Below are 14,919 nucleotides of genomic sequence, written 5' to 3'. Positions count from 1 at the left end.
CTGACACCCAACACCCCCAGGAAACGGGAAAACACCCAGAGGACATCAGGCCATCAACCAAAAACAAAAAATTTGGTATCAACAAACTAGACACACTATTGAGTTGACAAACAACACACCACAACGATTTGACTTGTTCTCGACAAGCTGTTTTCGCTTGGTTGCGATCCGCAAGCTTACCGTTCAGCTTTGCCGTTCGCAACTCCGGGTGAACACCCGGTGAAGCTCTGCAGCACAACCGCCATCCGCTTGCTTGCGGGGACCTACCGTAGCACACGTTTTCGCTGCTGTGCAGCGCGGGTGCTCTGGGTGGATCCCCCGGATCTTGCGGCCCTTCGTCCCGCTCTCGCGGTCGCCGGGGCAACTCGGAAGACATTACACGCGCCCCGGGGAAACGACAAACCCGCGGAGGCTCAGGGCCGTTCGCGGGTTCGTCGTCTGTTGTCTCCCACTCCAGCGGGAGACAACCGCGGTCGTCATTCCTCTCGAGCCTGGCGGCCGCCCTCGAGCGCGGCGTGGCTGACCGGCTTGAGGAAGAGCACGGCCAAAGGGGGAACGGTGAGCTCTGCCGAGGCCGGGGCACCGTTGAAAGCGCCCTCGTTGGCGGTCACCTTCCCCAGGTTTCCGACGCCCGAACCGCCGAAGACCTCGGCATCCGTGTTCAGCACCTCCTCCCACTCGCCGGCCCAGGGCAGACCGAGGCGGAAGTTCTCGTGGGTGTTCCCGGCGAAGTTCGCCACGCTCACGAGCGGGTTGCCCTGATCGTCCCACCGGGTGAACGAGAGGGTGTTGCGCATGGCGTCGTTCGCGTCGATCCACTCGAACCCCGATGGGTCGTTGTCACGCGAGTAGAGCGCGGGGGTGCTGCGGTAGACCTCGTTCAGGCTCTTCACCAGTTCCTGGACGCCGTGGTGCGGCGGAGTCTCGGAGAGCCACCAGTCCAGACCGTGCTCCTGGGACCACTCGGATTCCTGGGCGTACTCGGTCCCCATGAAGATCAGCTGCTTGCCGGGGTGTGCCCACATGTACGCGAGGTAGGCGCGCACACTGGCCAGCTGCTGCCAGCGGTCGCCCGGCATCTTGCGCAGCAGCGATCCCTTCCCGTAGACGACCTCGTCGTGCGAGATCGGCAGGATGAAGTTCTCCGAGAACGCATAGACCAGTGAGAACGTGGCCTTGTTGTGGTGGTAGTGGCGGTTGATCGGATCCTCGGCCATGTACTCGAGGCTGTCGTGCATCCATCCCATGTTCCACTTGATGCCAAAGCCCAGACCGCCCGCGCTGGTCGGCTTGGTGACACCCGGGAAGGATGTGGACTCCTCCGCAATCATCACGACGCCGGGGTTGCGGCGGTACGCCGTTGCGTTGGCCTCCTGCAGGAAGCCGATCGCCTCCAGGTTCTCGCGGCCGCCGTACTGGTTGGGCTCCCACTCGCCGTCGTTGCGGGAGTAGTCGAGGTAGAGCATGGACGCCACAGCGTCCACGCGCAGCCCGTCCACGTGAAACTCCTCGAGCCAGTAGTTCGCGTTGGCCACGAGGAAGTTGCGCACTTCGCGACGACCGTAGTCGAAGATCAGCGTGCCCCAGTCCTTGTGCTCGCCGCGACGGGGGTCCGGGTGCTCGTAGAGGGGCTGGCCGTCGAACTTGGCGAGCGCCCACTCGTCTTTGGGGAAGTGCCCCGGGACCCAGTCCACGAGCACGCCGATGCCCGCCTTGTGCAGCTGGTCCACGAGGTAGCGGAACTCGTCCGGGGAGCCGAAGCGCGAGGACGGCGCGTAGTAACCGGTGACCTGGTAGCCCCAGGACCCGCCGAACGGGTGCTCGGCCACGGGCATGAACTCCACGTGCGTGAACCCCTGCCACGTGAGGTACTCCACGAGCTCCCGCGCGAGGTCGACGTAGCCGAGTCCCATGCGCCACGAGCCGATGTGCATCTCGTACACGCTCATGGGCGCGTTGTGGGGGTCCGTACTCGCGCGCCGAGCCATCCACTCGGCGTCCTGGAACTCGTACTCGGAGTCGAAGACCCGCGACGCGGTGGACGGCGGGATCTCGGTGCCGAATGCCATGGGGTCCGCCTTGTCGCGCCACGCCCCGTCCACCCCGCAGATGCGGAACTTGTAGGTGTCCCCGGACTTCATGCCGGGCACGAACAGCTCCCACACGCCGCTGGAGCCCAGCGAGCGCATCGCCTGCTCGGAGCCGTCCCAGCCGTTGAAGTCGCCGATCACGCGCACAGCCTGGGCGTTGGGCGCCCACACCGCGAAGCTGACACCCGAGACGTCGCCCAGGGGCGAGGGGTAGTGCTGCACGTGCGCGCCCAGAACCGTCCACAGCGTCTCGTGGCGGCCCTCTCCGATGAGGTGCAGGTCCAACTCGCCGAGCGTGGGGGCGAAGCGGTACGGGTCGTCGACCTCTTCCTGGTCCTTGCCCGCGTACGTCACGTCCACGCGGTAGTCGGGGATCTGGCCCTCGTCGTGCGCCGGGACCACACCGGTGAAGATGCCACCCCACTCGTGCTCGAGAGGGAACGTGCCGTTCGGCGTGCGCACCGAGACCTGCGTCGCGAAGCGCCGCAGTGTGCGGATGGTCACGGAGCCGTCCGGGTTGGGGTGCGCTCCGAGCACGGAGTGGGGATCGTGGTAACGGCCCTCGGCGACCGCCGCGAGGACGTCCTGGGCGACAGGCACCGGCCCGCCGGCGGGGCCGGAGGCCGCCGGCGCGGCATCTCCACCGGAGGGACGCGTGGCGTGACGGGCCCCGCGCGCGGGGCTGGAGGCGTCGGAGTCGGAACGGGCGGTCGTCCCCTCCGTGGCCCGGGGGTCAGCGGACGGTGAGGGCTCTGAGGACGCGGCAGGCTCGGAGGAGGGTGCGGGGCCGGTGTTCTGGGGGTGCTCGGTGGTCACGAAATCCTCGGTTCTCGACGGCGTTGACTGGCTCTCGTGGGCTTCGTGACTCACGTTACGGGAGCGTGCACGTTCAAGCGAGCGCACCACGGCCGCCGCAGGGACCTGCACCCAGTCGGGTCGGTTGCGCTGCTCGTAGACGACCTCGTAGAGGGCCTTGTCCAGCCACAGCGCCCGGTAGAGCACGGAGTCCGTGTCCAGAACGTCCCCGCGCGTGGTGCCGTAGCCCGCCAGGAACGCGTCGGAGACCGCGCGCGTCCACTCCTCGGTGTCCTGTTCCGTCTCCTTGGCGGCCATGGCTCCGGCGTAGTCGAAGGAGCGCAGCATTCCCACGACGTCGCGCAGCGCCACGTCCGGGCGCACCCGCTCCTTGATAGGACGCAGCGGCTCGCCTTCGAAGTCGAGGATGCGGAAGCCCTGGTAGTCGCTGTGCAGCACCTGCCCCAGGTGGTAGTCGCCGTGGATGCGCTGCAGGGCCGGGATGCTCCGGGTCTCGGAGAGCTCCTCGAGCAGTGCGTCGACCTGCGGCGTGAGGGACTCGAAGCGTTCCCCGCAGGACTCCCAGGCCCAGCGGATGCGCGAGGCAAGGTCCTCCAGGAAACGACGCCGGGCGGCGTCGTCGACCGTGACGGGCTCGAAGGCACCCAGGAGGTCGGCGTGCACGCGCGCCGTCGTGGCCCCGAGGTCCCGCGCGAGGTCCGTGAAGTCGCTGCCCTGCGTGGCGGCGGAGACAGCCATGGCCCACGCGTCCTCGGAGTGGTCCAGGAACTGCGCGGCCACGGCGAGCTGCCCGGACGTCGTGACCAGGCCCTGGCGCCACTGAGCGTCGAGCCAGCCTGCGGTGGCCGGTACCGCGGTGGAGCCGTGCGAGGTGAGCTTCACGCCGACCTCGACGTCCGGGTTGCGGCCCTCCCCCACCACGCGGAAGAACTTGACGATCACGGCGTCCCCGCCCAGGGCGTCCGTCCGGTCCGCGGTCTGCGCGGGACGCAGGATCACGGAGGTGTTGGACTGCTCCGAGGAGATCACGTGCACCTGCTCCGGGGAGGAGATCCGGTAGTCCGTGTTCAGCGCGCCCGTGTAGCGCCCGTGCAGACCCATGCCGTGGCGCAGGACCCCTCCCTCGGTGAGCTGCGCGTCCATCATCCGCAGCACGCGGTCCAGGAAACCGGGCTCGCCCACGGCATCGTAGAGGTGCAGCGTGGCGCCGTCGTCCGCGGCCTCCGTACCACTCACACGGTCGGCAGCCTCAGTGCCCGGCCTTGCGGAACCCGACGACGCGGCGTCGTCCGCCGCCCTGCGAGCCCCACCCTGGGTCCCGTGACGCGAGCCGCGACGTCGCTCCAGCAGCGAACCGGCCTGCGAGATCGCGCGGCGCAGGAAGGACGCCGAGGCCTCTGCTCCCGCGATCAGCTGCTCGGGCAGCGGGCGGTCCGGACCGCCCACGCAGTAGGAGCCGATCGCGAACCGCTCCAGCTCCGGAATCTCCCGGATGCTGCCCACCACCGGGACGCTGAGCAGCTCCGTACGCTCGCCCACGGTGACCTGCACCAGGTAGATGGTGCGCTGCGTGCCGGGCTCGGACTCCCAGCGGTCGTCCCCGCCGACGTCCGTGCGGCCCACCACGTTCAGCCTCAGCTGGTCCGGGGTGGCCGTGAACGGGAACCACCGCTGGAGCGGCAGCCACTCACGCAGCCGGTCGAGAAGTTGCTGATCCGTCATGTGGGCTCCCCGCTTTCGTCTGGAACTGTCTGTCGCGCGCGCACGGGCGGACCCGCGCGGTCTCACTCGCTGCGTGCGGGCCTGATGATGGGCATCGCCACGGTCTCCGGATGGCTGCCGTCCGTGGCCGGGGCAGTGCGCAGCCGCAGCCAGAAGAAGTCCTGCGAACCGAGCGTGATCCGGTAGTCGCCCTCGTCGGAGAACGACCCGAAGGGCTCGCCGCCGAAGAGTTCCCGGGTGCCACGGCCCGCGTATTCGCCCAGGTGCACCGAGCAGCTCGCGGGCACGTGAGAGAGATTGAAGATGCACAGCAGGGTCTCCCCCACGCCGTCCTCCGAGTCCTCGGGGTCCAGGCGACGCAGAAATGCGAGCACGGACTCGTGGTCCGTGGCCACGTTGACGTACTCGCCCATGCCGAAGGCCGGGTGGGCCTTGCGCACCATGAGCATTTGACGGATCCAGTGCAGCAGCGAGGACGAGGACGCCAGCTGGGTCTCCACGTTCGTCTGCGCGTAGTTGTAGACCAGCGACTGCACCACGGGCAGGTACAGCTTGCCCGGGTCCGCGGTGGAGAACCCCGCGTTGCGGTCCGGGGTCCACTGCATGGGCGTGCGTGAGGCGTCACGGTCGTCGAGCCAGATGTTGTCCCCCATGCCGATCTCGTCCCCGTAGTACAGGAACGGGGAGCCCGGCAGGGAGAGCAGCAGCGCGTGTGCCAGCTCCAGCTCGGCTCGCGAGTTGTCGAGCAGCGGCGCCAGACGGCGTCGGATGCCGATGTTCGCCCGCATCCGGGAGTCCGGTGCGTACCAGCCCAGCATGGCCTGGCGCTCCTCGCTCGTGACCATCTCGAGCGTGAGCTCGTCGTGGTTGCGCAGGAAGGTGCCCCACTGGGTGCCCTTGGGGATCTGCGGTGTGTTCTCCATGGCGGAGATGATCGGCTCGGCCTTCTGATCACGCAGGGAGTAGTAGATCCGCGGCATGATCGGGAAGTGGAAGCACATGTGGCACTCCGGCGCCTCCTCGGTGCCGAAGTACTCCACGACCTCGTGGGGCATCTGGTTCGCCTCCGCGACGATCACCCGCCCGGGGTACTCCCGGTCCACCATCTCGCGCAGCCGCACCAGGAAGTCGTGCGTTCCGGGGAGGTTCTCGCAGTTGGTGCCCTCCTCTTCGATGAGGTACGGAATTGCGTCCGCGCGAAAGCCGTCGATACCCATGTCCAGCCAGAACTTCACCACGTCGAAGACCGCCTCGACGACCTTCGGGTTCTCGAAGTTCAGGTCCGGCTGGTGCGAGAAGAAGCGGTGCCAGAAGAACTGCCGGCGCACCGGGTCGAAGGTCCAGTTCGAGATCTCCGTGTCCACGAAGATGATGCGCGCGTCCTCGTACTTCTCGTCCGTGTCCGACCACACGTAGAAGTCCCCGTAGGGGCCCTCCGGGTCTTCGCGGGAGGCCTGGAACCACGGGTGCTGGTCCGAGGTGTGGTTCAGCGGCAGGTCCGTGATGACGCGCAGGCCACGGGCGTGGGCCTCCGCGACGAGACGCTTGAAGTCGCTGACCGTGCCGAACTCGTCCAGCACGGAGTAGTAGTCGGAGATGTCGTATCCACCGTCGCGCAGCGGGGACTCGTAGAACGGCGGCAGCCACAGGCAGTCGATGCCGAGCCACTGCAGGTAGTCGAGCTTGTCGATCAGGCCGGTGAAGTCACCGGAGCCGTCGCCGTTGGCGTCGGAGAAGGCGCGCACGAGGACCTCGTAGAAGACGGCCTTGCGGTACCACTCGGGGTCGTGGGCGATCCCGGGAGCGTTGAGGTGGAAAGGAGTGGTGCTCATGGTGTGCGGGACTGCCCTCTCGCAGAGACAAGTGTGACGAACGTGAAAGGTACGGGACTCGACGGGCCGCCGCCATGACCGCGGAGTGCCGCGGCGCGCGGCGGCCGGCGGGTCACTTGACGTCCCGGCGGATGCTCAGCACGTGTGCGGGCTCCACGTAGGGGTCCAGACGAACGTAGTTGTGACTGCCCCACTTCCAGCTCGCGCCGGAGATGAGGTCGTCCACCCAGAACGAGCCGTCCTCGTTGAAGTCCTCGTCCCGCAGGTCCAGTGAGTCGAGGTCCAGCCAGACCGTTGCCTCGCGCGTGGCGTGGGGATCGGTGTTGACGACCACGATGACCGTGTCCCGCACCTCCACGCCCCCGTGCTCGACCGTCTTGGTCTTGCTGTAGGCCACGACGGCGTCGTCCGAGGTCGCCTGCACGGTGAGGTTCTGCAGGTCCCCCAGCGCAGGGTGGTCTCTGCGGATCTGGTTCAGGCGGGTGACGTACGGCGCGAGGGACTCGCCGCGTTCCAGGGCACCATCGAAGTCGCGCGGGCGCAGCTGGAACTTCTCGTTGTCGATGTACTCCTCGGCCCCCGGGCGGGCCACATGCTCGAAGAGCTCGAAGCCTGCGTAGAGGCCCCACAGCGGGGAAGCCGTGGCCGCGAGCACGGCTCGCACCTTGAATGCCGCGGGACCGCCGAACTGGAGGTACTCGGTGAGGATGTCCGGGGTATTCACGAAGAAGTTGGGGCGGTAGAAGCCCGAGGTCTCGTGGGAGATCTCCTCGAAGTATTCCTCGATTTCCTCCTTGGTGTTGCGCCAGGTGAAGTACGAGTAGGACTGCTCGAAACCGGCCTTCGCAAGCCCGCGCATCATGGCCGGCCGGGTGAAGGCCTCCGCGAGGAAGACGGTGTCCGGGTGCTTCTCGCGCACGCGGGCGATCAGCCACTCCCAGAACCACAGGGGCTTGGTGTGGGGGTTGTCCACCCGGAAGATGTCCACCCCGTGGCCAATCCACAGCTCCACGATCCGCAGCACCTCGGCCGCGAGGCCTTGGGGGTCGTTGTCAAAGTTCAGGGGGTAGATGTCCTGGTACTTCTTGGGCGGGTTCTCGGCGTAGGCGATGCTGCCGTCCGCGCGCGTGGTGAACCACTGGGGGTGCTCCTGGACCCACGGGTGGTCCGGGGACGCCTGCAGCGCGAGGTCCAGGGCGACCTCGAGACCGAGCCCTTGGGCGTGGGCCACGAAGGCGTCGAAGTCCTCGAACGTGCCCAGGTCCGGGTGGATGGCGTCGTGACCGCCCTCCGGGCCGCCGATGGCCCACGGGGAGCCGGGGTCCTGGGGCCCCGCGGTCAGGGTGTTGTCCGGGCCCTTGCGGTGGTTGCGCCCGATGGGGTGGATCGGAGGCAGGTAGGCGACGTCGAAGCCCATGCGGGCGGCACGGTCCAGCGCCGCCGTGGCCGTGCGGAAGTTCCCGGAGGTCCAGGTTCCCGACTCGGGGTCGTACGTCGCGCCCTCCGAGCGGGGGAAGAACTCGTACCACGCGCCCCGCCCGGCGGCCTCGCGCTCGACCTCGACCGGATAGCGCGCGGACGTGGTCACGAGGTCGCGCAGCGGCCGGTCCTCGACGTAGCGCAGGATCTGCTCGGAGGTGGCGATCTGCCAACGCTCCTCGGGTGTGCGGGAGGTGTCCGTCATGGCTTCGGACGCGTCCTCGAACGCACGGACCTCCTCGGACGAGCGCTCCGACTCCTTCGACGCCGCATCGAAGAGCAGCGCGGCCTCCTGAAACATCAGCTCCACGTCCTGGCCCACCCCGAGCTTGATCTCGGCGGCGTGGTGCCACGTGTCGTAGAGGTCGGACCAGCCCTCCACGGCAAAGCTCCAGCGGCCCTCGGACTCCGGACGCACCACGGCCTCGTAGCGGTCCGTTCCGGTGGCCACGAGCCGCATCCGACGCCGCTGGGTCTCCCGCCCCCGGGGGTCGTAGAGCACCGCGGTCACACCCAGGGAGTCGTGGCCCTCGCGGAACACGGTGGCACCCACCCGAATGTCCTCGCCGGGGATCGCGGTGGCCGGGAAGCGCCCGCCCTCGATCACTGGGCTGACGTCGGTCACGGGGATGCGTCCGTAGACCAGATCCGCGGACGGAAAGTCCATGGGGTCATCCTCGGGGTCCTGCGGCTCGGTGCCCTGGATTTCGGTGCGCCGCGGCTCCGGGGTGACCCCTGGCTCCGGGACGGTGCGCCCGTTGCCGGTCCCGTGGGACTCGCGCGCGACGACGTGGCTGTCGTCCGCCGCGGTCACGGCACTAGCGTGAGGGGCGACGTCCGCGCTCGAGACGGACGGGGCGACGTCCGGCACTCCCGTGGCGGGCACCGGCGGGGTCAGGCGCGAGCCGACGTCCGGGTGCGCGTCACCCGCGTGGGCGTCCGGTGCGGGATCGTGGGACGGGCGACGACCATGGGGCTGTGAGTTCTGCTGCGACACGTGACCAACGTTACCGACTATCCCCGGGATTCTTAAGGCCCCGGGATCCTGGCATGCGGAGGTGTGTCACACGGCGGGGCGTGCGGCACGGGCGGCGTGCCCAGCCGCTAGGCTCGCACTGTGAAGGCCATCCGCAGGTTCACCGTCCGCACCGTCCTCCCCGAGTCGATCGCCCCGCTGGGGCGCCTGGCCAGGAACCTCCGCTGGTCCTGGCACAAACCCACCGAAGACCTCTTCGCCGCGCTCAACCCGCATGCCTGGGAGGCTGTGCACGGGGACCCGGTGAAGCTCCTGGGCTCGCTCACCCGCGAGGAGATCCAGCAGATCTCCCAGGACCCGGAGTTCGTGGCGCGCGTGCGCGCTCTGGACGCGGACCTCGAGACCTATCTCACCGAGCCGCACTGGTACCAGCGCACCCAGGGCCCGGAGGCACCGCGCGCCATTGCCTACTTCTCCGCCGAGTACGGGATCACCCCCGCGCTGCCGCAGTACTCGGGCGGGCTCGGAATCCTCGCCGGGGACCACCTCAAGACCGCCTCTGACATGGGCGTCCCCGTGGTCGGCGTGGGCCTGCTCTACCAGGCGGGGTACTTCAAGCAGTCCCTGTCCCGCGACGGCTGGCAGCAGGAAACCTACCCGGTCCTGGACCCGGACGAGCTGCCACTGACCCTGCTGCGCGAAGCGGACGGCACGCCCGCTCTGATCACGTTGCCCCTGCCGGACGGGCGCAGCCTCTCCGCACAGATCTGGCGCGCGGACGTGGGCCGGGTTCCCCTGCTGCTGCTGGACTCCAACATCCGGCAGAACGACGACGCCGCCCGCAACATCACCGACCGCCTGTACGGCGGCGGCAGCGACCACCGTTTGCAGCAGGAGCTGCTGCTGGGCCTGGGCGGGATCCGCGCGCTGCGCGTTCACAGCCGCCTCACCGGCGCCGCCGCGCCGGAGGTCTACCACTGCAACGAGGGCCACGCCGGGTTCCTGGGCATCGAGCGCATCCAGGAGCTGATGAGCCCCGAGGACGGCTCGGAGCCCATGACCTGGGAGGAAGCGCTCGCGGAGGTCCGCGCCGCCACCGTGTTCACCACCCACACCCCCGTGCCCGCGGGCATCGACCGGTTCGAGCGCGACCAGGTGGGCCACTTCTTCTCCGCCGGGCTCACCCCGGCCGTGCCGCTCGAGCGGATTCTGGACCTCGGCGCCGAGACCTACCCGGACGGGAATCCTGGCAAGTTCAACATGGCCGTGATGGGCCTGCGCCTCGCACAGCGCGCCAACGGCGTGGCCAAGCTGCACGGTGCGGTCTCCCGCTCCATGTTCCACGGCCTGTGGCAGGGCTTCGACGTGGACGAGGTTCCGATCACCTCGATCACCAACGGGGTGCACGTGCCCTCGTGGATCGACCCGCTGGTGTGGGACCTCGCCGTGGAGCCGCAGGAGAACGACCTGCACCCGGCCGCGCGCTGGCGGAAGGTCTACGACGTGCCGGACGCCGAGCTGTGGGCCGTGCGCCGCGTGCTGCGCGAGCGCCTCGTGCGCGACGTCCGCGAGCGCCTGCGCGCCTCGTGGAAGAAGCGCGGTGCCGCAGACGCCGAGCTGGGCTGGACCGAGTCCGTGCTGGACCCGGACGTGCTCACGATCGGCTTCGCCCGGCGCGTGCCCACCTACAAGCGTCTGACGCTCATGCTGCGGGATCCGGCGCGGCTGAAGCGGATCCTGCTGGACCCGCAGCGCCCCGTGCAGCTGGTGGTCGCGGGCAAGTCCCACCCGGCGGACGAGATGGGCAAGCGCATGATCCAGGATCTCGTGCGGTTCACGGACGATCCCGAGGTCCGTCACCGCATCGTCTTCCTGCCGAACTACGACATCGCGATGGCACGCGTGCTCTTCCCGGGCTGCGACGTGTGGCTCAACAACCCCCTGCGCCCGCTGGAGGCGTGCGGAACATCCGGCATGAAGGCCGCGATCAACGGTGGTCTGAACCTCTCCGTCCTGGACGGCTGGTGGGACGAGATGTACGACGGCCAGAACGGGTGGGCCATCCCCACCGCGGACAACAAGGCCAGCACGGACGAGCGGGACGACGTCGAGGCGGCCGCACTCTACGAGCTCATCGAGTCCCACGTGGCGCCCCGCTTCTACGGCGACGGCACAGAGGCCGGTGCCCTCGCGCCGCGGCACGAGACGGCCCCCGCCCCGGACGCGGTCCCTCACCAGTGGCTCGCGATGGTGCGCCACACCCTCGCGACGCTCGGGCCCCGCGTCTCGGCGCGGCGCATGCTCACGGACTACGTGCAGCAGCTCTACGTCCCGGCGTGCGTCTCCGGCCGTGCCGCGGCGGCGGACGACGGCGCAGCAGCCCGGGCCACCGCGCACTGGATCGAGCGCGTGCGGGAGGCCTGGCCGCAGGTGCGGGTGGAGCACGTGGACGCCCAGGGCGTCCACCAGGAGCCGCAGATCGGCGACGAGCTGACCGTCAGCGCGTACGTGGACCTGGGCTCCCTCACCCCCGAGGACGTCACGGTGGAGGTCGGCTACGGGCGGGTGTCCGAGACCGACCACATCCACGAGCGCTCCTACGCCGTGCTGGAGCCGGACGAGCCCCTCGACGGCGGCCGCCAGCTCTTCTCCGGTCCCATCACGATCGACCGCTCGGGGCCTTTCGGGTACACGGTGCGGGTTCTGCCCCGCCACGCGGGTCTCGCCTCCCCTGCTGAGCTCTCCCTGGTGAGCAACGCGGCGGACTGAGACCCCGCACGCAGAGAAAAGAGGCCCCGGACCACTGGTCCGGGGCCTCTTGCGTGCTCAGGTGATCGCGAACATCGCCACGCCCTGCGGCGGGAGCGTGACCTCGTCTCCGGTGCGCCAGCGGTTGCCGGTCAGCTCGTCCAGGTGCGAGTCCGTGGCGAGCACCAGCCGGTAGGTGCTCGCCGCCGTTGCGTCACCCGCTCCCGCCGCGTGGGACGTGCCACGGGCGCCTGGGACGCGGGCGTCGCGGTCCCCGGGGAACCGCTCGGTGCGCGCCGGGTGCTCAAAGGCCGGCAGCACCGCGGCCACCGGGGACTCCGTGCCGTTGAGGACGAAGAGTCCGGCCACTCGCCCGCCGCGGGCGGCGAGTGCGACCTGCAGGGCGCGCTCCCCGTCCGTCTGCCACAGTTCCGCCGTCATGGGCTCCCCTGAGTTCGCGTACCAGTTCAGCACCACGTCCTGCGGCCGCGTGGGGAACTCGTGGGGCTGTCCCGCGAGGAACGCGCGGCGGATCCGGACGAGGCGCTGCGTGATGTGCAGCATCGAGCGGTCGAACGGGGTGAGGGCCCAGTCCACCCACGACAGCCGGTTGTCCTGGCAGTACGCGTTGTTGTTGCCGCCCTGCGAGCGCAGCAGCTCGTCCCCCGCAGTGATCATGGGCACGCCCTGGGAGAACAGCAGGGTGGCCATCATGTTCCGCGCCGTGGCCGCCCTCGCGGAGCGGACGCGGACGTCAGGGGAGAAGCCCTCGTGGTCGTGGTTCCAGGAGTGGTTGTCGTTCGTGCCGTCGGCGTTGCTCTCACGGTTGGCCTCGTTGTGCTTGCTGTCGTAGGCCGTGAGGTCGTAGAGCGTGAAGCCGTCGTGCGCAGTGATGAAGTTGACCGAGGCCAGCGTGGTGCGCCCGTTCGGTGCGAAGAGGTCCGCGGAGCCGGACATGGCCCCCGCGAGCCGCGCGGCGGTGCCGCCCCCTCCCCCGCGGCGCATCGTGCGCTGGCCGGAGAGCCAGAAGTCGCGGACCGTGTCCCGGTACTGGTCGTTCCAGTCCGCCCACCCCGCGGGGAAGCGGCCGGTCTGCCAGCCGCCGGCCCCCACGTCCCACGGCTCGGAGATCATCCGGACTCCCTGCAGCACCGGATCCGCGGCCACGGCCACGAAGAACGGGTGGTTGCGGGTGAAGTGGTGGTGCTCGTCCCGGCCGAGCTCCGGCGCGAGGTCGAAGCGGAAGCCGTCCACGTGGCACTCCTCCACCCAATACCGCAGTGAGTCCAGGGTCATCCGCACCACCTGTGCGTCTGCGAAGTTCACGGAGTTCCCGCAGCCGGTGACGTCCACGTAGTTGCCGTGCTCGTCGTGCCGGTAGTACTCGCCCTCACCCAGCCCCCGCCAGCAGTAGGCCCGCTGGTCCGGACCGCCCTCGGCCGTGTGGTTGTACACGACGTCCAGGTAGACCTGCAGCCCGGCGCGGTGCAGGGCGTCCACCATGTCCTTGAACTCGTCCAGCACCGCGGTGGGCCCCGCCTGCTGGGCCGCGCGCGTGGCGTAGCAGGCGTGCGGGGCGAAGAAGCCCAGGGTGTTGTAGCCCCAGTAGTTCGTGAGTCCGTTGGCCGTGAGGTGCGCCTCGTCCAGGTGCGCGTGCACCGGCAGCAGCTCCACGGCGGTGACCCCCAGCCCATGCAGGTGCTCGAGCACCGCCGGGTGCCCGAGCCCGGCGTACGTGCCGCGCAGCTCGTGGGGGATCTCCGGGTGGAGCATGGTGAGGCCCTTGACGTGCGCCTCGTAGATCACGGTGTCCCGCCAGGGGTGGGCGGGGCGGGGTTCGTCGTGCCACTCGTGGTCCTGCGCCACGACCTCGCTGACGTACATCCCGCCGTAGGCGTCCGGACCGGGGTCCACAACGTCGCCCGGCGGGGCCACGCGGGTCAGTCCCCTTCCATAGGGGTCCAGCAGGACCGGTTCCAGCGCCGGGTCCGGGACGGGGGTGCCGTGCGCCCGGGCCGGGACGAACCCGTAGCGGGTGCCCGCCGGCATGGCAGGGGACACGTCGCGCGCGAGCTCCTGAGCGCTCATGCTCAGCGAGGCCACGCCCCGGGGCCGGGGCACTGTGGCGTAGTGGATTCCGTGGTTCACGCCGTCCAGGCGCAGCCGCTGCCAGGACTCGCCCGGCCGGGCGAAGACCAGGTCCACCTCGTCCAGCCCGGGGGCGTAGACCGCCACGTTGGCGGTGCCGTCACCGGACGGCGAGGGGTGGACCCCCAGCGGGTGGCTACGCGCTTGCACGGCGACGCGCGATCTCGTACAGCGTGATCCCCACGGCCATGGACGCGTTGAGCGACTCCATGGCGGACTCGATGGGAATGGAGACGATTGCGTCGCAGTGCTCGGTGACGAGCCGGGAGAGGCCCTTGCCCTCGGAGCCGACGACCACCACGAGGGGCTCTGTCGCCAGTTCGAGCTGCGGCAGGGACATGTCCCCGCCGCCGTCCAGGCCCACCACGAAGTAACCCTGCTTCTTGCAGTTCTCGAGAGTGCGGGTGAGGTTCGTGGCTTTGGCCACGGGAACGCGTGCGGCGGCACCGGAGCTGGTCTTCCAGGCCGTGGCCGTGACGCCCGCCGAGCGGCGCTCGGGAAGGATCACGCCGTCCCCTGCGAACGCGGAGACGCTGCGGATGATCGCGCCGAGGTTGCGCGGGTCCGTGATGCCGTCCGCCGCCACCAGCAGAGGTGGGTGGCTCTCGTCGCGGCGTGCCATCAGGGAGCTCGCGAGCTCGTCCGCGTCCGGGTACTCGTACGGGGGAACCTGCAGCACCACGCCCTGGTGGATGGCATCCGCGGAGAGACGGTCCAGCTCCGAGCGGGAGGCCTCCAGCGTGGGCACCTGGCGTTCGGCACACAGCTGCAGGATGTCCTTGACGCGGTCGTCCACCTCGATCTTGGTCGCCACGAACAGCGTCTTCGCGGGAACGCCCGCGCGCAGGGCCTCGAGCACCGAGTTGCGCCCGGTCACGAGGTCCTCCTTGATGGGCCCGCCACTCGAGCGCTGGGACCTGCCGTGGGAGCTCTGCTGCCTGCGGGCTGCAGCCTGCTTGGCCTTGTACGCCTTGTGGTAGACGCGGTCCTCGGCCTTGGGCGTGGGGCCCTTGCCCTCGAGGCCCTTGCGGCGCTGACCGCCGCTGCCGACGACCGCGCCCTTCTTCTTCTTGCGGACGGCTCCGGCTCGGTTGTTCTGGGCCATGGG

The 14,919-nt window shown here is 69.5% G+C and carries 6 protein-coding genes; 1 reads left to right on the top strand and 5 read right to left on the bottom strand.

The window, feature by feature from the left end; translation table 11 throughout:
* Positions 1 to 476: 476 nt before the first annotated feature.
* The 3 genes from glgB to ABD264_RS06110 all read right to left on the bottom strand — a co-directional run bounded on the left by glgB (position 477) and on the right by ABD264_RS06110 (position 8,606).
* The gene (gene glgB, locus ABD264_RS06120) at positions 477 to 4,628 is read right to left on the bottom strand and encodes a 1,4-alpha-glucan branching protein GlgB (RefSeq protein ID WP_344204964.1); all 4,152 of its coding nucleotides are present in this window, start codon (positions 4,626 to 4,628) and stop codon (positions 477 to 479) included.
* A gap of 62 nt (positions 4,629 to 4,690) precedes the next feature.
* A complete protein-coding gene (treS, locus tag ABD264_RS06115) occupies positions 4,691 to 6,460 on the bottom strand; it encodes a maltose alpha-D-glucosyltransferase (protein WP_344204962.1) in 1,770 nt (589 codons plus the stop codon).
* A gap of 112 nt (positions 6,461 to 6,572) precedes the next feature.
* Positions 6,573 to 8,606, bottom strand: a complete 2,034-nt coding sequence (locus tag ABD264_RS06110; RefSeq protein WP_144943136.1) for an alpha-1,4-glucan--maltose-1-phosphate maltosyltransferase — start codon at positions 8,604 to 8,606, stop codon at positions 6,573 to 6,575.
* Positions 8,607 to 9,056: 450 nt separating this feature from the next.
* Between ABD264_RS06110 and glgP the strand changes: the two genes are divergently transcribed.
* The gene (gene glgP / locus ABD264_RS06105) at positions 9,057 to 11,684 is read left to right on the top strand and encodes an alpha-glucan family phosphorylase (RefSeq protein WP_344204960.1); all 2,628 of its coding nucleotides are present in this window, start codon (positions 9,057 to 9,059) and stop codon (positions 11,682 to 11,684) included.
* 57 nt (positions 11,685 to 11,741) lie between these two features.
* Here glgP and glgX read toward each other — a convergent pair whose 3' ends face one another.
* Entirely contained in the window at positions 11,742 to 13,961 is a 2,220-nt protein-coding gene (glgX, locus tag ABD264_RS06100) for a glycogen debranching protein GlgX (protein WP_344204958.1), read from the bottom strand.
* A complete protein-coding gene (gene rlmB / locus ABD264_RS06095) occupies positions 13,948 to 14,916 on the bottom strand; it encodes a 23S rRNA (guanosine(2251)-2'-O)-methyltransferase RlmB (RefSeq protein WP_303106710.1) in 969 nt (322 codons plus the stop codon). The genes glgX and rlmB overlap by 14 nt, the downstream gene beginning before the upstream one ends.
* Positions 14,917 to 14,919: the final 3 nt, after the last annotated feature.

It is taken from the genome of Kocuria salsicia (assembly GCF_039532055.1).
In the GTDB taxonomy this organism is placed as follows: Bacteria; Actinomycetota; Actinomycetes; order Actinomycetales; family Micrococcaceae; genus Kocuria; species Kocuria salsicia.
Note: the sequence above shows the minus strand (reverse complement) of the source record. Positions and strands in the feature narration are given on the sequence as shown.